Here is a 23,176-nt window from a genome sequence, read left to right on the forward strand (position 1 = left end):
AAACCTGAGTGGGCCGTTGTCAATGCCGCGTAGGGGTGAGCGGCCCGCGCAGCGCGACGGCGCGCCGGGGCCGGTCGGTGACGAGCACGTCGACGCGCGGGTGGGCGAGGAACGCGCGCATGAGGGTGTCGTCGTTGACCGTCCACACCATGGTGAACAGGCCGCGCCGACTCGCCTCGCGCAGCACGTTCGCCCTGGCCAGCCGCTGGTGCACGGCGACCCCGTGGGCCCCGCAGGCCCGGATCCGGCGGGCCGGGAACAGTTCGCTCAGGCGGGTTGCGGGCAGCCGGGCCAGGGCCAGCTCCCGCCGGTCCCGGCCCAGGGACAGCGCGGTGCGCACACCGGGGCGGGAGCGGGTCACCTCGGCCACGGAACGGTCCTCCAGCGACGTCACGACCAGCCCGTCCGCACCCAGCAGGGCGACCGCCCGGTCGATCACCTCCCGCTCGTAGCCCACCTCCTTCAGGTCCAGGTGCGCCACCAGCTTGCCGGCGACCAGCGCCATCACCTCCTCCACCGCGGGGACGTCGTAGCCGGCCCGCTCGCTCAGCTCGGCGTGGGTGAGCGCGGACAGCGGCGGCCCGGCCGGGCCGACCCGGGGGTCGTGGTACACGACGAGGACTGAGTCGCCCGTGCGGCGGACGTCGAACTCGACGTACTCCGCGCCGGACTCCAGCGCGTCCTCGTACGCCTCCCAGGTGGCGGCGCCGGCGCGCTCGGAGCCGCCCCGATGGGCGGAGACGGCGGGGCGGGGCGTCATGGGCGCGTGAGGCCGTGGTCGCAGCGGTCGACGAGGACGCCGGGCGCGGTGTCCGGCGGGTGCGGCCGTCCGGCGAGACCGAACAGCGGCAGGACACGGGTCCGCTCCGGGGTGGCGGAGTCGAGCGCCGTCGCGCTGGTGGACGTTCCCGGCGGCATCGCGTTCCTTCCGGCCCGTCGGTGGCGAAGCGACTGGTTCCTACCCGTGCCCCGGAGGGCGAAGCGGCGCCGCGGGCCGCGCCCGGGCGTGGCCGGGCAGTCGCGTGGGCCGCGTGGCGCCACGCGGGCCGTGCCCCGCCGGGCGGGCCCGCGTGACGCCGGCGCGCGGGTCAGGCCAGCTTGGCCGTCAGGGTGATGGGCGTGGCCTTCAGGGCCTGGCTGACCGGGCAGCCGACCTTGGCCTCCTCCGCGGCGGCGAGGAACGCCTCCTCGTCCATGCCGGGGACGGTGCCCTCGACGGTGAGGTGGATGCCGGTGATGCCCTCGCCCGGCTGGAAGGTGACGTCCGCCGAGGTCACCAGCTTGGTGGGCGGGGTGCCGGCCTTGTCGAGGATGTTGGAGAAGGCCATCGAGAAGCAGCTGGAGTGGGCCGCGGCGATCAGCTCCTCCGGGCTGGTCTTCCCACCCGGCTCCTCGGTGCGGGCCGCCCAGGAGACCGGCTGCTCGGTGAGGATGCCCGAGGAGTCGAAGGTGACGGCACCGTTGCCCTTGAAGAGGCTGCCTTCCCACACCGTGTGGGCGGAGCGCGTGGTTGCCATGACGCATCCTTTCGATGAGTATCCGGAACCCGGTCGATCGGGGTTCCCGGCCCCCATCCGATCACACTCCGCCTCAACGCACGCGGAAGACCGGTCCTCTGGCGCTGAACGGCAGCCGCGCTCCGGCCGGGATCAGGTAGGCGTGCTCGCGCCGCACGCGCAGGGTGTCGCACCAGCCGTCCGTGATGACCAGGACGGGCGCGCCGGGCGGGAAGTCGTCCGCGCGGTGCAGCAGGTCGACGCCGGGCTGCAGGACGGTGCCGCCGCGGCCGTGCACCCGCACCCGCCCGGCGATCTCGGTGACCGGCAGGTAGCCCGCGTCGTGCGGGGCGGCGTCGCAGAACACGACCCGGGCGGCCGGTACGTCCCGGGCCTCGGCGTAGGAGGCGATCGCGCCCAGCGCCTTGCCGAGCAGCACGCGGTCCATCGAGCCGGAGGTGTCCAGGACCACGCCGAAGGTGCAGCGGGCGACCTCCTCGGGCGGGAAGTACCGCCCGGCGCGCGGGATGTCGGGCGTCGACGCCTGGCGCCGGGAGGGGCGGGCGTAGGAACGGACGGGTTCGGGGCGGGGCACGAACTCGTCGAACCAGCGGGCCAGTCGCGCGTCCCAGGGCAGCGGCGGGTGGCTCAGCGCCCGGATCTCCTCGACCAGCCCGCCGGGCAGGAAGCCGCGCTCCTGCCGCTGGTGCAGGTCCAGGCCCTGGGCGAGGCCGCGGCGGTAGAACGCGTCCAGGTCGACGTGGTCGCGGGGCGAGCCGAGCGGGCCGCCGAGGATGTCGCCCACGCCCCTGCCGCGCAGCGTGGCCAGGCGGCGCTTGCGGCGCAGGTCGCCGGCGATGCGGTCGTAGACCTCCTCGGCGGACAGGCCGGCGAGCTGCGGGTCGTACAGCAGCCCCTCGGGCATGGTGCCGACCTCCATCTCGGTCAGCCAGCCGTTGATCACGTAGTCGCAGGCGACGTTGAAGAGGTAGGGGTCGCGGGTGCCGCAGCGGTCGCCGTGGCGCAGGGCGGCGTGCAGCATCTCGTGCGCGAGGACGAACCGCCACTCCTCGTCCTCGAGATGGCGCAGGGGGTTGAGGTGGATCTCGCCCGCCTCGGCGTCGACCGCGGCGACGGCGATGCCGTGGGCGCGGGCTAGTTCGGCGTCGGCGACCAGCCTGATGCCGGCCGCGATGCCGCCGAGCAGCGGGTAGGAGGAGATGAACCAGCTCAGCGCCCGCTGCCAGGGGCGCTGCGCGGGCACCTCGCCGACCAGGCTGTCGCGGCGGCCGCCCGCCATGTCCATCGCGGCGGACACGGTCCGGGTCAGGGCGGTGGCGAAGGCCAGTTGCCAGTCGGGCGGCCCGGACCAGCCGGTCCACGGCACCAGCACCTGGTCGGGCTCGTCGCCCGCCGTCCCGCAGCGTTCGTACACCGGGGGCAGCCCGTCGCGCCGCCAGCGGGCGGCGAGCTGTTCCTCGTCGCCGTCCGGGTAGGCGGCGGGCAGGTGCTCGGGGGTCTCGCCGACGGTGGAGCCGAGCAGGAAGCGGTTGACGACGACGCAGCGGGCGGCCAGGTCGAAGCGGTCGGGCTGGACGCGCTCGCCCTTGGCCGCCGGGACGTGCCCGAAACCGAGGTGGAGGACGGCGTGGGCGAGCGCCCAGGCCCAGGCGGCGGGCTCGGCGAGGCGGTCCGGGTGGACGTGCAGATCGCCGTCGGAGTCGACGGCCACGAGCCCGTCGCGGGGCGCGAGGCGGCACTCCTCCTGCCGGCAGACGTCGAACTCCACGGCCGCGAGGGCCGGGTTGGCCCGCATCAGCCGCATGCCCTCGGCGAACGCCTCGGCCGCGAGGTCCCGCTTCTTCCTGCGCTGGTCCTTGCCGGGGCCGCGGCTCACCGGCGCGCCTCCACCAGCCGGGGCATGTCCCGCGCCGCCTCGACGAGGAACCAGGAGGGCAGGACGGGGTTGCCGTCGGCGTCGGGGGCGATGACGGTCTGGGCGACCTCGACGGAGATCTCGGCGAGCTGCACCAGCAGCGACTTGGCGCGGTAGGCGGTCTGCCGGCCGTTCGCGGACATGTGCTCCTTGCTGACGGGCAGTTCCTTGACCAGGCGGCCGCGGAAGGAGTCGGCGAGGTAGTACAGCAGGTCGCGGTCCTCGGGGCGGTCGGGCCAGCGGGCGTCGCCCTTGATGATGGCCTCGATGCCGTACCGGCTGCGCACGATCTTGACGTAGCCGCAGAAGGCCTGTGCGTGGGCGGGCGTGAGCGTGCCGTGCGCGAGGACCCGCAGCGTCTCCTCGTCGAGGTCGCGGCCGAAGGAGCGCAGGGCGTCGGAGAGCATGTGCCAGGAGCGGGGCGTGGAGAACGGCTCCTCGGTCTTCGGCGGCCTGGACCACAGGTGGTCGGGCCGGTCGGTGAGGTGGTCCACGATCCACGGGTGGATGCCGCTCTCGCCGGCCCAGGCCAGCCAGTCCTTGGCGGAGGCCTCCAGGTGCACGTGGGTGAGCCGGTTGACCAGCGCGGAGGCGATGGGCCGGGCGAGCGCGTTGTCGGTGGCGCGGTTGCCGGCGCCGATGACGATCGAGCCCTCGGGCAGCTCGTAGGCGCCGATGCGGCGGTCCAGGATCAGCGAGTAGAACGCCTTCTGCACGTCCGGCGTGGCCGCGTTGAGCTCGTCCAGGAACAGGCAGTACGGCTCGTCCCGGGCGATGGCCTCCGGCGGGCAGAACACCGAGCGGCCGTCGCGGATCTGCGGGACGCCCATGAGGTCCTCGGGGGCGAGCTGCGTGCCCAGCAGGCTGACGCACTCCAGGCCGAGCGAGCCGGCGAAGTTCCGCACGAGGGAGGACTTCCCGATGCCGGGTGCGCCCCAGACGAAGACCGGCCGGACCGTGGCGAGGCCGAGCAGCAGGTCGGGGAGGCGGGCGGGCGTGACGGTGACGGCTGCCTGCAAAGCAGCTACTCCTCGGGGGTGTTCGGCATGGACGCGCAGGTGTGCGGCGTCCGGTGCGAACAGTGTCGGCGTGCGGCCCGTCCGGCGCAGCCGAATTTTCAGGCGACGTGCTCCTGCTCTCCGGCCTCCAGCGGCACCTGCGGTCCGTTCGACTCGCGCAGCCAGCGGCGCAGCACCCGGTGCACCTGCTCGGCGCCGACGAGTTCGGCCCCGTCCTCGACGGGCGCGGACAGCGCGAGCGGCGACAGCAGGAAGGGCCGGCCCTGGGCGCCGCCGAGTCCGCCGTGGGAGCCGATCTGCTCCTCGAAGGCGAGGACTTCGCCGTCGGCCGGGTCGTGGAAGGAGTTGACCATGATGTCGGCGGCGTGCGGGAAGGAGTGCGTACGGCGTACCGCGTCGGCGGCGCCCGGGCCGAAGGCGGCCAGCGGGCCGGGGTTGTCGTCCAGGTCGGCCAGCGGGATCTCGGCGCCGTACGCGCCGAGGACGACACCGCCGTGTTCCTCGCTGCGCACCAGCAGGAAACCGATGCCGGGGTGGTTGGCGAGGGTCGGCAGCAGTGCGGGATGGCGGGCGTCGATCTCCTCCTTGCTCATCCGGTGGGGGACGTCCGGGAAGCAGACCAGGCCGAGGTTGCCGGAGGCCAGCACGATCGGTTCCTCGCGGCGCCCGGTCCGGTGCCGCTCGCCGGGCTTCTCGGCCGGGATGCGCAGCGCGGCCCGGACGGCGGCGCGGGCCTCGGCCCCGCTGCGGGTGCGCTCGGCCCGGCGCGGCACGGGCAGTCCGCAGCCGGCCCGGACCAGGTCGCCGAGGGTGAGGCCGTAGCGCGAGCGGAACGTCTCGCCGGGGCTCTGACCGTGGTCGGACAGCACGACGATCCGGTACGGGCGCGGGGCGTGCTCGGCGACGTTCTCGATCAGGGCGAGGCAGCGGTCGAGGCGCTGGAGCACCTTGCGGGCGTCACGGCTCGACGGGCCCGAGTGGTGGGCGACCTCGTCGTAGGCCACCAGGTCGGCGTAGACGGCGGTGCGTCCGGCGAGCATGTCGCCGGTGACGGCGGCGACGACGACGTCCCGCTCGACCACCGTGGCGAAGGCGCGCACCAGCGGGTAGAGGCCACCGCGGGAGACGCGCGGCCGCTGCTTGTGGAGGCGGGTGCGGGTGGACTGGCCGATCTCCCGGCCGACCTCGGCGACGAAGGACAGGGCCGTGCGCACGGCGTTGGCCGGGTCGGAGAAGTAGGCGAAGTAGCCGTCGCGTGAGCGGTTCTCGCGGCTGCGGCGGCGGGTGGCGATGGACAGCACCAGCGCCTGCTGGTCGGCGCCGCCGCCGAAGAGGTTGCCCCGGCTGGCGCCGTCCACGGTGAGCAGGCCGCCGTGCCCGGCGTAGCCGACGGCGCGGCGCTGGAGTTCGGCGGCGCTGGTGGGGCGGTTGCAGACGACGACCTCGCGGGTGTCCTTCTCGTACCAGCGGAAGGCGGGGACGTCGTGGTTGCTGCCGTGCAGGATGCCGAGCTGGCTGGCGCCGGTCTGGCTGGACCAGTCGGTGCGCCAGGGGGTGAGCCGGTGGCTGGGGCGGCCGCCGGGGCCCGGGTCGAGCCAGCGCGCGACGGTGGGCATCAGGCCCCCGCCGACCGCGTCGAGCAGCGTGTCGTGGCCCACGCCGTCCAGTTGCAGGAAGACGGTGCCGGGGCTCGGCGGGCAGGGAGGTCCGGACCGGCGGCGGCGGTCGGAGAGGCGGTACAGCCGGCGGCGGTAGGCGTCGTCGTCGCGGACGGCGAGGGCGGCGCCGGTCGCGGACGCCACCGCCGACATCACCGCGGCGACCACGACCGCGGTCTCCGGGGCGGCGGCGCCGCGCTCGGCGGGGTTGAGGCGCAGGGCGAGCAGCAGCAGCGCCCCGTTCAGGAAGAACACCAGCAGGCCCAGCACGAGCGCCGGTACGAGGAGGAGCAGCCGCACGAGCAGCGGCCAGACCACGGCCGACAGCACGCCGAAGGCACCGGCGCCGAACGCGGCCGTGACGGCGATGTCGGTCGCGCTGTCGCCGTCCGCCGAACGGAGCCGGAAGTCCGGCAGGATCCCGGCCAGCACCAGCATGGTGACGGTGGAGACCGCCCACACGGCGACGCTCCGCCCGACCTGACTGGCGGCCCGCCGCCACCACACGCCCCGCACGCCCAGCCACCTCACGTCCCGGCCCGCCGCGTCCGCGGGCCCTCCCTCACCCTGTCACAACGCCCGGGAGGGCTCCCACGTCCCCGGCCCGCACCCTCCGCCCGGGGCTTCAGCGGCCGTCGTACCCGGCCGTCGGCATCGACAGCCGGCGGTGCACGCACGCCTTCATCGCCGCGTCGTACGCCGGTTCCGCGCGGCCCACCGTCTCGACCCGGACGCCGCGCCGCGCGCACTCCGCGGTGAACTCCTCGACGGAGGCGAGCGCGCTCTCCAGGACCCGCCGGCTCGGTGCCACGAACAGGTCGAGGCCGGGCCGGACGCCGTCCCACAGAGCGCCGTGGTCGGGCCGCAGTCCCCGGACCAGCAGCTCGCGGCTGACGGTGTAGCCCCGCTCGGCGGCCCAGCGGGCGCACATCGCGTGCTGGCTGCGGGAGTCGACCAGGAACGGGTCCCGGTCCAGCTCCTCCAGCGGCGTCAGACTCGCGATCGCCGTGACCCGCACCGGCACCATGGCGTCCCCCCTCACCTCCGGTTTCGCCGCCGACCCTACTCCTGCACGTAGGCTTCGGGGAGTCGCGCGAAGGAGGCAAAGAAGTGCCGGTGGAGATCACCTGGTGGGGTCACGCCACTTGCACCGTCGAGGACTCGAACGTGCGCGTGCTCACCGACCCGTTGTTCGCACGCCGGCTCGCGCACCTGCGCCGCCGGCGCGGGGCCCTGCCGCCCGTCGAAGCCCACCGCGCGGACGTCGCACTGGTGTCGCACCTGCACGCCGACCACCTGCACGTGCCGTCGCTGACGCGGCTGGCGCCGGGCACGCGCCTCCTCGTGCCCCGGGGCGCGCGCCGGGCGGTGCCCGCGCTGCGCCGGCTCACGCACCTGCGGGTCACCGAGGTGGTGCCCGGCGACGAGACGGCGGTCGGCGACGTCGTCGTACGGGCCGTGCCGGCGCGGCACGACGGGCGGCGGCTGCCGTTCGGACCGCACCGCTCCCCCGCCCTCGGCTACGTCATAGCCGGCGAGGCCCGCACGTACTTCGCCGGGGACACCGGGCTGTTCGACGAGATGGCGAAGGAGGTCGGGCCGGTCGAGGTGGCCCTGCTGCCGGTGGGCGGCTGGGGCCCGCACCTGGGCGAGGGGCACCTGGACGCGGGCCGGGCGGCCCAGGCGCTGGCGCTCCTCGGGGCGGGCAGCGCGGTGCCGGTGCACTACGGCACGTACTGGCCGATCGGGATGGACTCCGTGCGCCCCCACGAGTTCCACGCGCCGGGGGACGAGTTCGTACGGCTGGCGGCCCGGCACGCCCCCGGGGCGGTGGTGCACCGGCTCGAGCACGGCGAGAGTGTGCGGCTGGAGGCGGCGCGGTGACATGGTCCGCGCCCGTGGCTCTGGCCGGGCTGCCCCTGCTCGCGGCGTCGGCCGTCACACCGGCGGCCGTGGTGCCGGAGTCGACGCAGCAGGCGATCGGGTACCCGACGCTCTTCGTGCTGGTGCTTCTCGGGGCGCTGGTGCCGGTGATCCCGACGGGGGCGCTGGTGAGTTCGGCCGCGGTGGTGGCGTTCCACCAGACGGCGCCGTTCTCGCTGGCGATGGTGTTCGTGACGGCGTCGCTGGCGGCGTTCCTCGGGGACGCGGCGCTGTACTGGCTGGGGCGGCGGGGGCTGAAGTCGAAGAACGGGTCGCGCTGGCTGGAGGCGCTCCGCGCGCGGGCGCCGGAGGACCGGCTGGCCCAGGCCCAGGAGAAGCTGGCCGGGCACGGGGTCGCCGTGCTGGTGCTCTCCCGGCTGGTGCCGGCCGGGCGGATTCCGGTGATGCTGGCGTGTCTGCTGGCGAAGTGGCCGCTGCGGCGGTTCTCCCGGGGGAACTTCCCGGCCTGCCTGGCCTGGGCCGTGACGTACCAGTTGATCGGCATTCTCGGCGGGTCGCTGTTCGACGAGCCGTGGGAGGGTGTCGTGGCGGCGATCGGGCTGACGCTGCTGCTCAGTGTCGTGCCGAGTGTGGTGCGGCGGGTGCGGTAGGGCTCTGCGGCCCCCGGGCGTCCGCGGGAGCGTCTGCGGTGCGCGGAGAGCGGGTTGTGCGGTTGCTCGCGCAGTCGCCCGCGCCCCGCACGTTCCCGGCGCCCCTGCCGGGGAGCGTGTCGCTACAGCACCCTGGAAGCGCCCACCGGCATGTCCCAGAGGTTCTCGCGGGGCAGGCCCGTCTTCTCCCAGGCCGCCCGGACGCGGGTGAGGGGTTCCAGGACCGGCTCGGCCGACAGGACGAACGTGGCCCAGTGCATGGGGGCCATCCTCGCCGCTCCCAGGTCCTGGGCCGCCCGGACCGCTTCCTCCGGGTCGCAGTGGACGTCGCTGAGCCACCAGCGCGGATCGTAGGCGCCGATGGGCAGGAGCGCCAGGTCGATGCCCGGGTAGCGCCGGCCGATGCGGGAGAACCAGTGGCCGTAGCCGGTGTCGCCGGCGAAGTAGACGCGCCGGCCGTCCCGGTCGGTGAGGACCCAGCCGCCCCAGAGGCTGTGGCAGGTGTCGGTGAGGGTGCGCTTGGACCAGTGGTGGGACGGGACGAAGTCGAAGCGGACGCCGTTCAGTTCGGCCGCCTCCCACCAGTCCAGTTCGGTGACGCGGGTGAAGCGGCGGCGGTGGAACCAGCGGGCGAGCCCCGCCGGGACGAAGACCGGGGTGTCGCGCGGGAGCCGGCGCAGGGTCGGGGCGTCCAGGTGGTCGTAGTGGTTGTGGCTGATGACGACGGCGTCGACGCGCGGCAGGTCCTCCCAGGGGACGCCGACGGGCGTGATGCGCGCCGGGGTGCCGAGGATGCGGCGGGACCAGACCGGGTCGGTGAGGACCGTGAGCCCGCCGATCCGCAGGACCCAACTCGCGTGCCCCGCCCAGGTGACGGCGACCGTGCGGGTGTCGACGCGGGGCAGCGGGGCGGGGGCGTAGGGCAGGCGGGGAATGTCGGCCAGCCCTTCGGGGCCGGGTCTCACGGCGCCTTCGCGGGCGAAGCGGGCCATGGCCTTCAGGCCGGGCAGCGGGGCGGTGAGCCGGTCGTGGAAGGTGCGCGGCCACACCCGGCGCTCGCCCAGCGGCCGGGGCTCGGCCAGCGGCGGGTACGGGGCGGCCAGGGGTGACGGCAGGGCCGGGGCGTCGGCTTGCGGGGTGACCGGGCCGGTGGTCGTGGTGGCGGTCGACTCGGACTGCTGCGTCATCGCTGGGGCTCCCCTCGCTGAGCGTCGTCGCGGAGATCGTCGAAGACCGACCTCAGTCGGATCAACGCGCGTTGCACCTGCGGCAGTTCCAACGGCGTGGGGGAGGTGAGGCATTCCGCGCGTTCGCTGTCGGAGCCGGACACCAGTGCGCCGGTGGAGAGCCGCACGCGCGGGGCTTCCAGGCCGTCGCCGAAGCGGTGGCCGCCCGGCGCGGGCAAGCCGAGCCGGGCGGTGAGGAAGTCCTCCAGGTCCTGTGCGTCACCGACGCCGTGCACGGCCAGGGCGGGGCGCAGCGGGCCGAGGTCCGCGTACAGGTGGCGGCCGGAGCGCGGGGGGCGGGCGAGGGCGCCGGCGGAGACCACGGTGGAGTGCAGGGCGGCGGCCAGGCGTGCGTGCAGGCGCACGGCGGCGGCCACGCGCCGGGCGACGGGGTCCGGTTCTCCGAGTGCGTACCCGGCGGCAGCGGCGACCGGGGCGGCGACCCGCCCGTCGAGGGCCGTGAGCACGTCGCGCACGCGCGCGTGGAGGCCGTCGGCGTCGTCGCCGGCCGGGAAGCGCGCCACGGCGGCCGGCCAGCCGGGCGGCAGCAGGGCGCCGGCCAGGTCGGAGACCACGGTGACCCGGTCGGGCAGCATCTCGGCGGGGCTGAGCAGCACGGTGTCGTGCGGATCGTGCAGGGTGTCGCGCCAGGTCTCGTCGCTGACCAGGTGCAGGCCCTCTCCCTGGGCGGCCTCGACGGTCTCGTGCAGCAGTTCGGGAGGGGCGACGGTGGCCGTGGGGTCGTCCGCGACGGACAGCACCAGCAGACGCGGGTCGCCGCCCTCGGCGCGGACCCGGCGCACCGTCTCCAGCAGCGCGTAGGGGTCAGGCACGCCGCCGCTCTCGGGCGGGGTGGGCACGTGGAAGGCGGGGCGTCCCAGCAGGCGTGCGTACGGCGCCCACCAGGCGGCGCAGGGCCTCGGCACGAGGACGTCGCCGCCGATCGCCGCGGTCAGGGCGAGGAGCAGCGCGGGAGCGCCGGGGGCGGCGGCAACGCGGTCGGGGTCGCAGCGCAGTCCGCGCCGGTCCCAGTAGCCGCAGGCGGCCTCTTTGAGGGCGGGGCCGCCGCCGACCGGCTCGTGGCCGCCGCGGGAGGCGGCCGCCGCGAGCACCGCCGACAGCTCCGGCAGGACGGGCAGGCCGTCCTCGGGGAGCGGCGGCCCGAACCGGACCGGGCCGTGGCCTTCCGGGTCCGTCCGCCGCATCCGTACCTCCGCAGTGACTCGTGCCGCCGTGTCGTGTCGCCCTCGGCGCCTGCGCCGTCCGCTGCCCGGTGGTCCGTACGGTGCGGCCCGTGCCCTCGGGCACTGAGTACCCACCGTGCGGCCGTCCCAAGGGCCCCGCCCGGGTTGCGACGGTCACAGCATGAGCGGGCCGGGCCGGGGAAGCGGGGGGCTCGCGAGGCGGTGGTGTGCGCCCGGGGCGGTTGTGTGCGCGGGACCGGTGGGGTGCCGCGCGGTCAGTGGTGGGGGTCGCTCTCCCGGTTGCGCAGCCGGTGCACCGCCGCGCCGCACGCGCCCGCGATCAGCAGCCCGCCGGCCACCAGGGCCGGGACGGAGTCGGTGAAGGCCCCGCCGTCACCGGCCCGCACGCCGCGCTGGACGGGAGCTTCGGCGCACGCGGTGGGATGCGGTTCGCGGTGGTGCGACGGCTCGGGGCAGGGGTGGTGCGGGGGCTTGTGGGTGGGCTGGTGGGACGGCGGGTGGGGTTCCGCGCCGTGGGCCACCGTGAAGGTCGCGCTCCACGGCTTGCCCTCCCCGCCGGGAGCCGCCGGGCAGGTGCCGTCGACGGTCCACGCGGAGTCCTCGCCGAGGGCGTCCGGATCCCCCTCGAAGTTCTCGACGGAGGCGATGAGGGCCGTGCCGCGGTAGGCGGGGCCGGACAGCTCGTCGTCGTTGCCGGTGACCTTCCGCAGCGCCACCGTGCCCTCCTCGAACGCCTGCGAGGTCGCGTCGATGCTCTCGGGCGGCGGTCCCCCGGTCGGATCGCAGCTGACCGAGATGGTGAGCGTCCCTCCGGGCCGGACCGTGGCGGGAGCGACCTCGGCGGCCGGTTCGGCGGACACGGCCGGTGCGAAGCCCGCCAGGGCCGAGGCGGTCAGGGCGGCGACGGACAGTGCGTGGAGGGTGCGGCGCATGGAGCGAGCTCCTTCGGGCGACGGCGGGAAGGCCCTGCCGCCATCACAGCGACCCCGGCGGGCCACCGCGCGCGGCCGACCGCCATTAGCGGGACGGCACCCGCCGACCGGGTGAACACGGCTCCCGGACGACATCCCGCACGACCTGCTCGCGCACCGCGCCCGGGGGGTGCCGGTCGACGGCCTCGGCCAGGCCGACGGCCGCGGCCTGGCGCGGGTCCCCGAAGCTCCCGCCGCGGCTGCGGCCGCGTCCGGCGGGCCGGTCCGCCCTGGGCAGCCGGGCCTCGCCGATCCCGTCACGGAGCGCGCCGGGCTGGTCACCGTCCCCTGGGGCGTGCTCTGGGCCGGGCGGGCACGATCACCGTGCCTCCTGTCAGAAGCCCTGGGGTGCGCCCGCCCGGCCCCCGTGCCCGAACACGGGCCGGAGCTCGGCGTTTTCCGCCGTCGCACCGGGTGACTCGTACGGTCCGCTCCGTTCCACGCGTCCAGGAGGTCGTACATGAGCACCAAGGTCGCCGACCACGTCCTGCGCAGGCTGCGCGAGTGGGGGGTGGAGCAGGTCTTCGGTTATCCGGGGGACGGCATCAACGGCCTGCTCGCCGCGTGGGGGCGGGCCGAGAACGAGCCGCGGTTCGTGCAGGCGCGGCACGAGGAGATGTCGGCGCTCCAGGCGGTCGGCTACGCCAAGTTCAGCGGTCGTCTCGGGGTGTGCGCCGCTACGTCGGGGCCGGGGGCGATCCACCTGCTGAACGGCCTGTACGACGCCAAGCTGGACCACGTGCCGGTGCTGGCGATCGTCGGGCAGACGCACCGCAGCGCGATGGGCGGCTCCTACCAGCAGGAGGTCGATCTGCACACGCTGTTCAAGGACGTCGCCTCCGACTTCGTGGAGACAGTGACGGTGCCCGAGCAGCTGCCCAACGTGCTGGACCGGGCGATCCGCACCGCCTACGCGCGCCGCTGCCCGACCGCGGTCATCCTCCCCGGCGACGTGCAGGAGCTCGACTACGAGCCCCCGACGCACGAGTTCAAGATGGTCCCCTCCAGCCTGGACCGGCGTTCGTGGACGGCGGTCCCGTCCGACGACGCGGTACGGCGGGCGGCCGAGATCCTCAACTCCGGTGACAAGGTGGCCATCCTGGTCGGGCAGGGCGCGTCCGGTGCGCGGGCCGAGGTGGAGCGGATCGCCGAACTGCTCGGCGCGGGCGTCGCCAAGGCGCTGCTCGGCAAGGACGTCCTCAGCGACGAACTCCCGTACGTCACCGGCTCGATCGGCCTGCTGGGCACCCGCCCGTCCTACGAGCTGATGCGGGACTGCGACACCCTGCTGACGATCGGCTCGTCGTTCCCGTACTCCCAGTTCCTGCCGGAGTTCGGCAAGGCGCGGGGCGTGCAGATCGACATCGACCCGCACATGATCGGCATGCGCTACCCCTACGAGGTGAACCTGGTCGGCGACGCGAAGGCCACCCTGGAACGGCTGATCCCGCTGATCGAGGGGGGCCGCGGCCGCGAGTGGTACGACACGGTGTGCGACAACGTGAGGCACTGGCGCGAGGTCCTGGAGCGGCGGGCCGCGCTGGAGGCCGATCCGGTCAATCCGGAGTACGTGGCCCACGCCCTGGACCCGCTGCTGCCGGACAACGCGATCGTCACCTCGGACTCGGGCTCGACGGCGAACTGGTACGCGCGGCACGTGACCATGCGGGCGGGCATGCGCGGCTCGCTCTCCGGCACCCTGGCCACGATGGGCTGCGCGGTGCCGTACGTGATCGGCGCCAAGTTCGCGCACCCGGACCGGCCGGCGATCGCCCTGGTCGGGGACGGTGCGATGCAGATGAACGGCATGGCCGAGCTGATCACCGCGGCGAAGTACCGCCACCTGTGGGAGGACCCGCGGCTGGTGGTCGCGGTGTGGAACAACCGTGATCTGAACCAGGTCACCTGGGAGCTGCGGGCCATGGGGGGCGCGCCGTCGTTCCTGCCCTCGCAGGAGCTGCCGGACGTGGACTACGCGGCGTTCGCGCGGTCCCTGGGACTGACCGGCATCCGGGTGGAGAAGCCCGAGGACGTCGAGGCGGCCTGGCGTGCCGCGCTGGAGGCGGACGGCCCCGCGGTGGTCGAGTTCCTCACCGATCCCGCTGTGCCACCGATCCCGCCGCACGCCACCTGGGAGCAGATGGAGGCGACCGCCGCGTCGATCCTGAAGGGCGACGCGGACCGGGGATCGGTGGTCAGGCAGGGCCTCAAGGCGAAGGTGCAGGAGTTCCTGCCGGGGCGGGAGAGGTAGCGGCCGTGGTGGCGGGGGGAGCGCCGGCCGGTTCGCGCCGGACGGTGTCCCCCTGCGGCAGCAGCAGTTCCTCGTATCGGCCCAGCACCAGCACCACCCCGAGCATCAGCAGCGGAATGAGCACAGCGAGCAACGCCATGGCGGGTCCTTCCCCAGAGAAGTGTGGGGGGTGGGGTGCGGGTCTCCCGCAGCCGGTGGCGCAAACCACAGCACCCCGGCGATCCGGTGCGCCCGATCCGTGTCGGCTCCCGGTGTTCGGGTACGCGGTGCGGACCCCCGAAGGTCTGGAGGGAGACATGCAGCGAGGCAGCGACCGGCTGAGCGTCCACCGGGACGACGAGATGAAGCACGAACTGCAGGGTCTGCTCAGGTCCGGGCACCCCACGCGCACCGAGGAGTGGCACGACCCGGAGCCGGCCGCCGAGGACGACCCCGACGTCGCGTACGGGCCGGTCACGCCGGGCCGCGGGCCGACGTCCCTGGAGTCCGTGCGGCTGGACCTGGCCCGGATCCTGGGCCGCAGGGCGTTCCCCGCGGGTCCGCGCGAGCTGGCCCGCGAGTTGCGCGGCCGCCGGGCGCCCGACGCGCTCGTCGAGGCCATGGAGCGGCTGCCGCGCCAGGAGCGCTACGGCAACGTCCAGGAGCTGGCCCAGGCCCTGGTCCGGGTCCGGGAGACCGGTCCGGAGGAGTACGCGTAAGGGCCGTGCGGGGGCACTGCGGGCCGCGCCGCCGGGTGCGTCGCGGTGCCCGCGCCGGCCCGGTGAGGGACGGAGACATCGGTGAAGGCCGAGTTGGTGAAGGACGTGATGACTCCGGGTGTGGTCGCCGTGCGCCCGGACGCCTCGCTCGTCGAGGCGGCGCAACTGATGCGCACGCAGAACATCGGCGACGTGGTGGTGGCCGACGGGCAGGACGTGATCGGTGTGCTCACCGACCGTGACATCGCGGTGCGGGCCGTCGCCGATGGCGCCGACCCGATGACCGTGAGCGCGCGGGCCGTGTGCACGAAGGGCCCGGTCACGGTGACGCCGGACGAGCGGGTGGAGACGGCGGTGGCGCTGATGCGCGAGCACGCCGTGCGCCGGCTCCCGGTGGTGGAGAACGGACTGCCGGTCGGCGTCGTCAGCCTCGGCGACGTGGCCGAGGCCGAGGACCCCGCGTCGGCGCTCGCGGACATCAGCCGCGCCGAGCCGGACACCCGCGGCGGCGACTAGCCCGGACACGGGGACCGAGCCGGAGCAACGGACACAGCAACAGGAAAGGACGTCGAACACCATGCGTATCGCGTTTCTGGTCGCACCCGAGGGCGTCGAGCAGGTCGAGCTGACCGATCCGTGGCAGGCGGCGAAGGACGCCGGCCACGAGCCCGTGCTGGTGTCGACGAAGGAGGGGGAGATCCAGGCGTTCCACCACCTCGACAAGGCGGACACCTTCCCGGTCGACGAGGTCGTGGGCGAGACCTCGCCCGGTTCGTTCGGCGCGCTGGTGCTGCCGGGCGGTGTGGCCAACCCGGACTTCCTGCGGATGGACGGCGGGGCCGTCGCGTTCGTCCGGGACTTCTTCGAGCAGGGCCGCCCCGTCGCGGCGATCTGCCACGCGCCGTGGACGCTGGTCGAGGCCGACGTCGTGCGCGGCAGGGTGCTGACGTCGTGGCCGAGCCTGCAGACCGACATCCGCAACGCGGGCGGCACCTGGGTCGACGAGCAGGTGAAGGTCTGCGACCACGGGGCCAACAAGCTGGTCACCAGCCGCAAGCCGGACGACCTGAAGGCGTTCTGCGAGACGTTCCTCGACGTCTTCGCCCGCGAGGCCGCCTGACGGCGGCCGGCGCCGGCCACCGGCGGGACGACGCGCCCCCCCTCGCCTCGGAAGGTTCCTTTCGAGGCGAGGGGGCTTCGTGGCGGTGCTGTCGCGCTCGCGCGTTCCGCAGCGGTGAGGGGCTCAGGTGCCGGGTGTCGTGGGAGTCGCCGACTCCCCGCTCCCGCGCTCCCGGGCCCCTTCGCGCGTGCGGCCCGCGGCCACCGGGCGGTTCGGATTGCGGCGCAGGTACTCGCCCTCCAGCTGCGCCATGCGCTCGTTGTGGGCCCGCAGCGCGTCGTTCGAGCCGTACAGCAGCGTGTCGTGGCGCGTGCGGTGGATGGTCTCCAGCTCCTTCATGAGCTGCTGGTCGTCCAGCCGGCCAGGGTCCACTCCGGTCATCGTGTCGCCCCGCTCGTCGTGTTCGTTCATGCGGTCCGGGTACCCGCCCCGGGAGCAACTGAGCACTACCCCCGAGCGGCATCCGGAGGGAGCCATGGATCTCGCTTTCCTGCACCCACTGTACGAACACCCCGGCCCCTGGGCCTCCGTGTACGTCGACACCTCCCGGCAAACGGAGGACACCCCGCACGAGCGGCAGCTGACGGCGCAGGCGATGGCGCGGCAGCTCGCCGAGCAGGGCGCGGACGAGGCGACCTGCCGGGCCGTGCAGAGCGCGATCGAGGATCTGCGGCACTCTTCCGACCCACACGGCCGGGCCCTGTTCGCCCGTGCCGGCGAGGTGGTCCTCGACCCGCCGCTGGTCCGTCCCCCGCGGGGCGGCGACTGGGCCGAATGGGCGCCGTTGCCCCGTGTCGCACCGCTGCTGGACCTGGCGGGCGAGGATCCCGTGTGCGTCGTCGCGTACGTCGACCGCAAGGGCGCGGACTTCGAGTTGCGCAACGCGCTGGGCCGGGAGGACGCCGGCGGCGTCACCGGGCGGCAGTGGCCGGTGCACCGGACGAGCTCCGCCGACTGGTCCGAGCGGCACTTCCAGCTCCGGGTGGAGAACACCTGGGAGCACAACGCCGCCGAGATCGCCGACGCACTCGCCGTGTGCCAGGAGGAGACGCGGGCCGACCTGCTGATCCTGGTCGGGGACGACCGGGAGCGGCGGTCCGTGCACGAGCGGCTGCCGAAGCGGTTGCACGACCTCGTGGTCGAGGCGCCGCACGGCACGGGCAGCCGGCTCCTCGACGGCGACGTGGAGCGGGCCCGCGCCGAGCACGTGGCGCGGCAGGCAGAGGCGGAGCTGGAACGGTTCCGCGCCGCCCGCACCCCGGACGACGAGGGCCGGGCCGGGGCCGTCGAGGGGGTTCCGGCGCTGATCGAGGCGGCGCGCGAGCACCGCATCGACGAGCTGCTGGTCAGGCTGGACGGGCCCGACGCGCACCGCGAGGTGTGGATCGGCGAGGACCCCGACCAGGTCGCCGTGCGGCGGACCGACCTGAAGATCCTCGGCGAGCAGCACTCGTGGCCGGCCCGGGCGGACGACGCGTTGATCCGTTCGGCGGTGGCCACGGACGCGAACGCGCTGTCGGTGTCCGAGCAGGACGTACCGGCGGGCGGCCTGGGGGCGCTGCTGCGCTGGAAGTGAACACACGGGGCCGGACGCCCGCGCGCCAGGCCCCGCACGGGCCAGGGCTTCGCGCGGGCAAGCCCCTCGCGGGCGCCGAGGCCTCTCGGGACGAACGGGCCCGGCGCGGAGGCGGGCCCCGGCGCCAGGGCGTCTTCCCACGGAGCCGGGATACGCGGAGCCGAACGCGGTAGGAGCCCGCGCTAGCGGGCCCGTTCCACCCGGCGTTCGTCCCAGACCGGGTCCGGGGTCTCCCGGACCCGGCCGTCGGCGCCGAAGACCAGGTAGCGGTCGAAGGAGCGGGCGAACCAGCGGTCGTGGGTGACCGCGAGGACCGTCCCCTCGAACGCCTCCAGGCCCTCCTGGAGCGCCTCGGCCGACTCCAGGTCCAGGTTATCGGTCGGCTCGTCGAGCAGCAGCGCGGTCACGCCCTGCAGCTCCAGCAGCAGGATCTGGAAGCGGGCCTGCTGTCCACCGGACAGCCGGTCGAACGTCTGCTCGGCCTGGTGGGTCAGTTCGTAGCGGCGCAGCCGGGACATGGCCGCGCCGCGGTCCTGTGCGTGCTCCTTCCACAGGACGTCCAGCAGCGTGCGGCCCTCAAGCTCCGGGTGCGCGTGCGTCTGCGCGAAGTGGCCGGGCACGACCCGGGCGCCCAGTTTCCAGTGGCCCGTGTGGGCCACGTCCTCGCCGGCGAGCAGGCGCAGGAAGTGCGACTTGCCGGAGCCGTTGGAGCCGAGGACGGCGACGCGCTCGCCGTAGAAGACCTCCAGGTCGAAGGGCTTCATCAGGCCCGTGAGCTCCAGCTGCTCGCAGGTGACGGCCCGGACGCCGGTGCGGCCGCCCTTGATCCGCATCCTGATGTCCTGCTCGCGCGGCGGCTCGGGGGGCGGGCCGGCCTCCTCGAACTTGCGCAGGCGGGTCTGGGCGGCGTGGTAGCGGGAGGCCATCTCGTGGCTCACCGAGGCGGCCTGACGGAGATTCAGCACCAGCTTCTTCAGCTGGGCGTGCTTCTCGTCCCAGCGCCTGCGCAGCTCCTCGAACCGGGCGAAGCGCTCGCGCCGGGCGTCGTGGAAGGTGGCGAAGCCGCCGCCGTGCACCCAGGCGTCGGCGCCGGTGGGACTGGGTTCCAGGGAGACGATGCGCTGGGCCGCGCGGGCCAGGAGCTCGCGGTCGTGGGAGACGAACAGGACCGTCTTGCGGGTCTCGGCGAGGCGTTCTTCCAGCCAGCGTTTGCCGGGGACGTCGAGGTAGTTGTCGGGCTCGTCGAGGAGGAGGACCTCGTCGGTGCCGCGCAGCAGGGCCTCCAGGACGAGGCGTTTCTGCTCGCCGCCGGAGAGGGTGCGGACCTGACGCCACTGTGCCTTGTCGTACGGGATGCCGAGCGCGGCCGTGGTGCAGATGTCCCACAGCGTCTCGGCCTCGTAGCCGCGGGCCTCGGCCCAGTCGGCGAGGGCCTGGGCGTACGTCAGCTGGGCGGCCTCGTCGTCGACGGTCATGAGGGCGTGCTCGGCGGCGTCGACGGCCCGGGCCGCCTCGCGGATGCGGGGGGTGGCCACGGAGACGAGCAGGTCGCGCACGGTCGTCTCGTCGCGTACGGATCCGACGAACTGCCGCATGACGCCGAGCCCGCCGCCGACGGTGACGGACCCGCCGTGCGGTTTGATCTCGCCGGCGAGCAGGCGCAGCAGGGTCGTCTTCCCGGCGCCGTTGGGCCCCACGAGCGCGACGACGGCGCCCTCCCCCACCCGGAACGACACGTCACCCAGCAGTGCCCTTCCGTCGGGCAGGTAGTACTCCAGGTGCGCGGCTTCGAGGTGACCCATGGCGGCGATTCTGTGCGGCCGGGGCGGGGCGGGGCAAACGCATTTCCGGCCGGGCGGCCCCCGGCACCCGCGCCGGGCACCTCACGAGCGGTCAGACCTTCCGCAGCGGCCGGTGCGGCTCGGCCGGGAGTTCCACCTTGATCACGTCGCCCGGGCGTACCACGCCGCCCTCCCGCACCACGCTCATGATCCCGGCCTTGCGCACGACGTTCCCCGCTTCGTCCCGGCCGACGACCCGCTTCAACAGCCCTTCCTGGAACCGGTCGATCTGCATGCAGGGATTGCGCAGTCCCGTCACCTCCACCACCGCGCAGTCGCCGAGGTGCAGCAGTGTGCCGGTCGGCAGGCCGAGCAGGTCGAGGCCCCGCGTCGTGACGTTCTCGCCGAGCCCTCCGGGCGCCACCTCGAACCCCGCGTCGCGGACCTCGGCGAAGAGCTCCTCGTGGACGAGGTGCACCTGGCGCAGGTTGGGCTGCGTGGGGTCCTGCGCGATGCGCGAGCGGTGCCTGACCGTCACACCGGCGTGCACGTCCCCCTCCACCCCCAGACCGGCGAGCAGCGTGATGCTGTCCCGGTTCGGCTTGGTGAACGAGTACTGCCCGTTGCTGCTGACCGCCGCCACTCGCCCGCTCATGCCCCGGTTCCCCCTCCGTTGTAGCGATGACCGGCCTCGAGCCTAACCCCGGGCGGCGGTGCGCCGGCTCCCGCCGGGTACCCGCTTGCCATGACGACCTCCGACCTGGACCTCACCACCACGAAGCCCGGGCAGCGTTCCCTGCGCGAGCTCGCCCTCGCCCTGGACGCCCGCCTCTACCGGGCCGTCGCGGCCCGGCGCGGGCGGGGTGCGCGCCCCCTGCCACCGGGCACGGGCGGCGGCGCGGACCACGGTGCGGTGTGGTGGGCGGCGGCGGCCGCGCTGGCGGCGAGCCGTACTCCCCGCGCCCGTCGTGCGGCGGCCCGGGGCCTGGCCTCGACGGTCCTGGCCTCCGTCGCCGTGAAGGGCCTCGGCCCGCGCCGGGTCCGCCGTCCCCGGCCGGCCCTCGCCCCGTTCCCGCTGCTGCGCAGGCTGAGGCCGGTCACCACCTCGCTCCCCTCCGGCCGCGCGGCACGGGCCGCCGCCTTCGCGGCCGGTGTCGCCCTGGAGTCTCCGGCCTGGGGCGCGGTCACCGCCCCGGTGGCGGGCTCGGTCGCCCTCGCACGCGTCCGCGGCGGTGCCCACTTCCCGAGCGAGGTCCTGGCGGGCGCGGCCCTGGGCGTGGGCGTGGCGTTCGCCCTGCGGAGCCTGGTGCCGACGCGCGGGCAGACGGTACCGCCGGCCCGTCCCCGCGCGCAGGTCCCGGCGCTGCCGGAGGGCGAGGGGCTCGTGCTCGTGGCGAACACCGCCTCGGGAACAGCCGAGCGGGCGCGGGCCCTGCGGGACGCCCTGCCGCGTGCCGAGGTGGTCGAGTGCCGACCCGAAGACGTGGCGGCCGAGTTGGAGAAGGCGGCCGCCCGTGCCCGGGTCCTCGGGGTGTGCGGCGGCGACGGCACCGTGAACACCGCGGCCCGGGCCGCGCTCCGCTTCGGCGTCCCCCTCGCGGTCCTGCCCGGCGGCACCCTCAACCACTTCGCCCACGACCTGGGCGTGGAGGACGTACGCGACCTCGCCCGCGCGCTGCGCCAGGGGGACGCCGTGCGCGTGGACGTGGGGCGGTACTCCTGCGGGGACCGGCACGGGGTCTTCCTCAACACGTGCAGCGTCGGCGTGTACCCGGAGCTCGTGCGGGAGAGGGAGCGCTGGTCGCACCGGATCGGCGGCTGGCCGGCCGGGGTGCTCGCGGTCCTGCGCGTGCTGCGGGCCGACCGGCATCCGCTGGAGGCCGAGTTCCAGGGGCGGACGCGTCCCCTGTGGCTGCTGTTCGCCGGGAACGGCACCTACCACCGGATGGGACTGGCGCCCGGGCGGCGGTTGGACCTGGCCGACGGGCAGCTCGACGTGCGGGTGGTGCACGGGGGCCGCCGCCCGGCCCTGCGGCTGCTCGCCGCCGCGCTCGCCGGACCCCTGACCCGCTCCCCCGCCCACGCGGCCGTACAGGTGGAGCGGCTTCGCCTGGACCACGTGGCGCCCGGCACGCTCCTCGCCTACGACGGCGAGGTGACCGAGGTGGAGGGGCGCGTGACGCTGGAGAAGCTGCCCGAGGCGCTGACGGTGTACCGGCCCATCGCCGGTGACTGACACACCGTCAGTCCACATCACGGGACGCCTGTCTCATCATTCGGCTGCGCTGCGTACGGTGATCCCATGCCGACCGGAACGGAAGGGGTGGTGTCCGCCATGCCGGAACCACGGGAGACCGCCGTCTACACGCACGGGCACCACGAGTCGGTGCTGCGCTCGCACACCTGGCGGACCGCCGCCAACTCGGCCGCGTACCTGCTGCCTTCGCTCAAGCCGCACATGAGGGTCCTGGACGTCGGCTGCGGGCCGGGCACCATCACCGCCGACCTGGCCGGACTCGTGCCCGACGGGCACGTCACCGGGGTCGACCGGGCACCGGAGGTCCTGGAGCGGGCGCGCGCCACGGCGGCAAAACGGGGGCTGGCCAACATCGACTTCGCCGTCGCCGACGTGCACGCCCTGGACTACCCGGACGACACCTTCTGCGTGGTCCACGCGCACCAGGTGCTCCAGCACGTCGGCGACCCGGTGCGCGCGCTGCGGGAGATGCGGCGGGTCACCAGGCCCGGGGGGTTCGTCGCCGTGCGGGACGCCGACTACGCGGCGATGGCCTGGTATCCGGCGTCCGAGGGGCTGGACGCCTGGCTGGACCTGTACGGCCGGGTCGCCCGCGCCAACGGCGGTGAGCCGGACGCGGGACGCCGGCTGCGGGCCTGGGCGCTGCGGGCCGGGTTCACGGACGTCACGGCCGGCTCCGCTACCTGGACTTTCGCCACCTCGCAGGAACGTGCCTGGTGGAGCGGTCTGTGGGCCGACCGCACGCTGGCGTCGGCGTACGTGGACCGGGCCGTGGCGGGCGGTCACGCGAGCGAGCAGGAGCTGCGGAGGGTGGCCGCGGCATGGCGGGAGTGGGGTGCCCGGGAGGACGGCTGGTTCAGCGTGCCGCACGGGGAGGTGCTCTGCCGGAAGGACGCCCGAGGGTGAACGGGGGCCCCCGCCCCCGCTCCCCCGGGACCGAGTCAGTCCCGGGGAAGCAGCGGTCCGAGCGGTCCGAGGTCCAGATTGAGGTCTTCGGGCCGCAGTCCGTAGCGGTCGCGCAGCTCCGCCATCCGCTCCTCCAGCAGCATGAGCGTGAGCCCGATCCGCTCTTCCTGGTCCTCGCTCAGGTCCCCCACGTCGAACCTGCGCAGTGCCTGGCGCTCCATCAGCTGGCGCAGCAGCTCGACCACCGTCAGCACGAGTTTGATGAGGTCACGCTCGACGGTGTCGGGTTCGAGCTCGACCCTGCGGCGGGGGCGATCGGGCACCGCGGGGTCCGGCCGGGGCTCGGGGGAGGTCACAGCAACTCCTCGAACGGTGAGGGCACCTGCGCGTTCACCGAGCTGATCAGCGCGTTGAGGTCGATCCGGACGAGGTCGACGTCGGCGATCCGCAGTGTGATGTCCCCCGTGATGACGACGCCGCCGGCCAGCAGCCGGTCGAGCAGGTCCACGAGGGCCACCTCACGGCGTTCCACTACGGTCACG

At 74.7% G+C, this 23,176-nt stretch carries 25 protein-coding genes; 9 read left to right on the forward strand and 16 right to left on the reverse strand.

Annotated features, from left to right (window positions below; genetic code table 11):
• Positions 1–19: 19 nt before the first annotated feature.
• The 7 genes from AC07DA_RS07670 to AC07DA_RS07700 all read right to left on the reverse strand — a co-directional run bounded on the left by AC07DA_RS07670 (position 20) and on the right by AC07DA_RS07700 (position 7,136).
• The gene (locus AC07DA_RS07670; RefSeq protein ID WP_479125539.1) at positions 20–760 is read right to left on the reverse strand and encodes a glycerophosphodiester phosphodiesterase family protein; all 741 of its coding nucleotides are present in this window, start codon (positions 758–760) and stop codon (positions 20–22) included.
• Positions 757–918 carry a hypothetical protein gene (locus AC07DA_RS07675; protein ID WP_479125540.1) on the reverse strand — a complete coding sequence of 54 codons (162 nt, stop codon included), beginning with the start codon at positions 916–918 and terminating at the stop codon, positions 757–759. Before AC07DA_RS07675 ends, AC07DA_RS07670 begins: the two co-directional genes overlap by 4 nt.
• A gap of 170 nt (positions 919–1,088) precedes the next feature.
• Complete coding sequence (locus AC07DA_RS07680) at positions 1,089–1,517, reverse strand: OsmC family peroxiredoxin (protein ID WP_479125541.1); 429 nt, start codon at positions 1,515–1,517, stop codon at positions 1,089–1,091.
• 73 nt (positions 1,518–1,590) lie between these two features.
• Positions 1,591–3,321 carry a vWA domain-containing protein gene (locus tag AC07DA_RS07685; RefSeq protein WP_479126088.1) on the reverse strand — a complete coding sequence of 577 codons (1,731 nt, stop codon included), beginning with the start codon at positions 3,319–3,321 and terminating at the stop codon, positions 1,591–1,593.
• Between the two features lie 68 nt (positions 3,322–3,389).
• Positions 3,390–4,451 (reverse strand): ATP-binding protein, encoded by a 1,062-nt coding sequence (locus AC07DA_RS07690; RefSeq protein ID WP_479125543.1) that lies wholly within the window; start codon positions 4,449–4,451, stop codon positions 3,390–3,392.
• Between the two features lie 98 nt (positions 4,452–4,549).
• Positions 4,550–6,625, reverse strand: coding sequence for a phage holin family protein (locus tag AC07DA_RS07695; protein ID WP_479125545.1), 2,076 nt, complete (start codon positions 6,623–6,625; stop codon positions 4,550–4,552).
• Positions 6,626–6,734: 109 nt separating this feature from the next.
• A complete protein-coding gene (locus AC07DA_RS07700) occupies positions 6,735–7,136 on the reverse strand; it encodes a hypothetical protein (protein ID WP_479125547.1) in 402 nt (133 codons plus the stop codon).
• 83 nt (positions 7,137–7,219) lie between these two features.
• Here AC07DA_RS07700 and AC07DA_RS07705 point away from each other — a divergent pair, with 83 nt between their 5' ends.
• Both AC07DA_RS07705 and AC07DA_RS07710 read left to right on the forward strand, forming a co-directional pair.
• A complete protein-coding gene (locus AC07DA_RS07705; RefSeq protein ID WP_479125549.1) occupies positions 7,220–7,993 on the forward strand; it encodes an MBL fold metallo-hydrolase in 774 nt (257 codons plus the stop codon).
• Positions 7,994–8,028: 35 nt separating this feature from the next.
• Positions 8,029–8,643: a DedA family protein gene (locus AC07DA_RS07710; protein WP_479126090.1), complete on the forward strand. Its 615-nt coding sequence runs from the start codon at positions 8,029–8,031 to the stop codon at positions 8,641–8,643.
• A 122-nt stretch (positions 8,644–8,765) separates the two neighbouring features.
• On the opposite strand, the gene AC07DA_RS07715 is transcribed toward AC07DA_RS07710, so the two are convergent.
• From AC07DA_RS07715 to AC07DA_RS07725, 3 genes are all read right to left on the reverse strand, one after another.
• Positions 8,766–9,830 (reverse strand): MBL fold metallo-hydrolase, encoded by a 1,065-nt coding sequence (locus tag AC07DA_RS07715; RefSeq protein ID WP_479125551.1) that lies wholly within the window; start codon positions 9,828–9,830, stop codon positions 8,766–8,768.
• Complete coding sequence (locus AC07DA_RS07720) at positions 9,827–11,074, reverse strand: aminotransferase class I/II-fold pyridoxal phosphate-dependent enzyme (protein WP_479125553.1); 1,248 nt, start codon at positions 11,072–11,074, stop codon at positions 9,827–9,829. Before AC07DA_RS07720 ends, AC07DA_RS07715 begins: the two co-directional genes overlap by 4 nt.
• 254 nt (positions 11,075–11,328) lie before the next feature.
• On the reverse strand, positions 11,329–12,006 hold the full coding sequence (locus AC07DA_RS07725) for a hypothetical protein (RefSeq protein WP_479125554.1): 678 nt from the start codon (positions 12,004–12,006) through the stop codon (positions 11,329–11,331).
• 499 nt (positions 12,007–12,505) lie between these two features.
• Here AC07DA_RS07725 and AC07DA_RS07730 point away from each other — a divergent pair, with 499 nt between their 5' ends.
• Positions 12,506–14,296: a thiamine pyrophosphate-requiring protein gene (locus tag AC07DA_RS07730; RefSeq protein WP_479125556.1), complete on the forward strand. Its 1,791-nt coding sequence runs from the start codon at positions 12,506–12,508 to the stop codon at positions 14,294–14,296.
• Here the strand turns inward: AC07DA_RS07730 and AC07DA_RS07735 are convergent.
• Positions 14,253–14,435 (reverse strand): hypothetical protein, encoded by a 183-nt coding sequence (locus AC07DA_RS07735; protein ID WP_479125558.1) that lies wholly within the window; start codon positions 14,433–14,435, stop codon positions 14,253–14,255. The two genes, AC07DA_RS07730 and AC07DA_RS07735, sit on opposite strands and share 44 nt — an antisense overlap.
• Positions 14,436–14,592: 157 nt before the next feature.
• On the opposite strand from AC07DA_RS07735, the gene AC07DA_RS07740 reads away from it, so the two are divergent.
• The 3 genes from AC07DA_RS07740 to AC07DA_RS07750 all read left to right on the forward strand — a co-directional run bounded on the left by AC07DA_RS07740 (position 14,593) and on the right by AC07DA_RS07750 (position 16,114).
• Positions 14,593–14,994, forward strand: a complete 402-nt coding sequence (locus AC07DA_RS07740) for a DUF2795 domain-containing protein (protein WP_479125560.1) — start codon at positions 14,593–14,595, stop codon at positions 14,992–14,994.
• Positions 14,995–15,075: 81 nt separating this feature from the next.
• Positions 15,076–15,510 carry a CBS domain-containing protein gene (locus AC07DA_RS07745; protein WP_479125562.1) on the forward strand — a complete coding sequence of 145 codons (435 nt, stop codon included), beginning with the start codon at positions 15,076–15,078 and terminating at the stop codon, positions 15,508–15,510.
• Positions 15,511–15,571: 61 nt separating this feature from the next.
• Positions 15,572–16,114 (forward strand): type 1 glutamine amidotransferase domain-containing protein, encoded by a 543-nt coding sequence (locus AC07DA_RS07750; protein WP_479125563.1) that lies wholly within the window; start codon positions 15,572–15,574, stop codon positions 16,112–16,114.
• Between the two features lie 123 nt (positions 16,115–16,237).
• Here the strand turns inward: AC07DA_RS07750 and AC07DA_RS07755 are convergent, their stop codons facing one another.
• Entirely contained in the window at positions 16,238–16,525 is a 288-nt protein-coding gene (locus tag AC07DA_RS07755; RefSeq protein WP_365744990.1) for a DUF6158 family protein, read from the reverse strand.
• A gap of 64 nt (positions 16,526–16,589) precedes the next feature.
• Between AC07DA_RS07755 and AC07DA_RS07760 the strand changes: the two genes are divergently transcribed.
• Positions 16,590–17,690, forward strand: a complete 1,101-nt coding sequence (locus AC07DA_RS07760; RefSeq protein WP_479125565.1) for a baeRF2 domain-containing protein — start codon at positions 16,590–16,592, stop codon at positions 17,688–17,690.
• A gap of 182 nt (positions 17,691–17,872) precedes the next feature.
• Here AC07DA_RS07760 and AC07DA_RS07765 read toward each other — a convergent pair whose 3' ends face one another.
• The gene (locus AC07DA_RS07765) at positions 17,873–19,492 is read right to left on the reverse strand and encodes an ABC-F family ATP-binding cassette domain-containing protein (protein ID WP_479125567.1); all 1,620 of its coding nucleotides are present in this window, start codon (positions 19,490–19,492) and stop codon (positions 17,873–17,875) included.
• A gap of 91 nt (positions 19,493–19,583) precedes the next feature.
• Entirely contained in the window at positions 19,584–20,126 is a 543-nt protein-coding gene (locus AC07DA_RS07770) for an MOSC domain-containing protein (protein WP_479125569.1), read from the reverse strand.
• A 90-nt stretch (positions 20,127–20,216) separates the two neighbouring features.
• On the opposite strand from AC07DA_RS07770, the gene AC07DA_RS07775 reads away from it, so the two are divergent.
• Both AC07DA_RS07775 and AC07DA_RS07780 read left to right on the forward strand, forming a co-directional pair.
• The gene (locus tag AC07DA_RS07775) at positions 20,217–21,707 is read left to right on the forward strand and encodes a bifunctional phosphatase PAP2/diacylglycerol kinase family protein (protein WP_479125571.1); all 1,491 of its coding nucleotides are present in this window, start codon (positions 20,217–20,219) and stop codon (positions 21,705–21,707) included.
• Positions 21,708–21,806: 99 nt separating this feature from the next.
• Positions 21,807–22,634 carry a class I SAM-dependent methyltransferase gene (locus AC07DA_RS07780; RefSeq protein ID WP_479126093.1) on the forward strand — a complete coding sequence of 276 codons (828 nt, stop codon included), beginning with the start codon at positions 21,807–21,809 and terminating at the stop codon, positions 22,632–22,634.
• A gap of 35 nt (positions 22,635–22,669) precedes the next feature.
• On the opposite strand, the gene AC07DA_RS07785 is transcribed toward AC07DA_RS07780, so the two are convergent.
• Entirely contained in the window at positions 22,670–22,990 is a 321-nt protein-coding gene (locus AC07DA_RS07785) for a gas vesicle protein K (protein ID WP_479125572.1), read from the reverse strand.
• The gene (locus tag AC07DA_RS07790; protein WP_003994122.1) at positions 22,987–23,175 is read right to left on the reverse strand and encodes a gas vesicle protein; all 189 of its coding nucleotides are present in this window, start codon (positions 23,173–23,175) and stop codon (positions 22,987–22,989) included. The genes AC07DA_RS07785 and AC07DA_RS07790 overlap by 4 nt, the downstream gene beginning before the upstream one ends.
• Between the last annotated feature and the right edge of the window lies 1 nt (position 23,176).

The organism is Streptomyces sp. NPDC044921, from assembly GCF_056432865.1.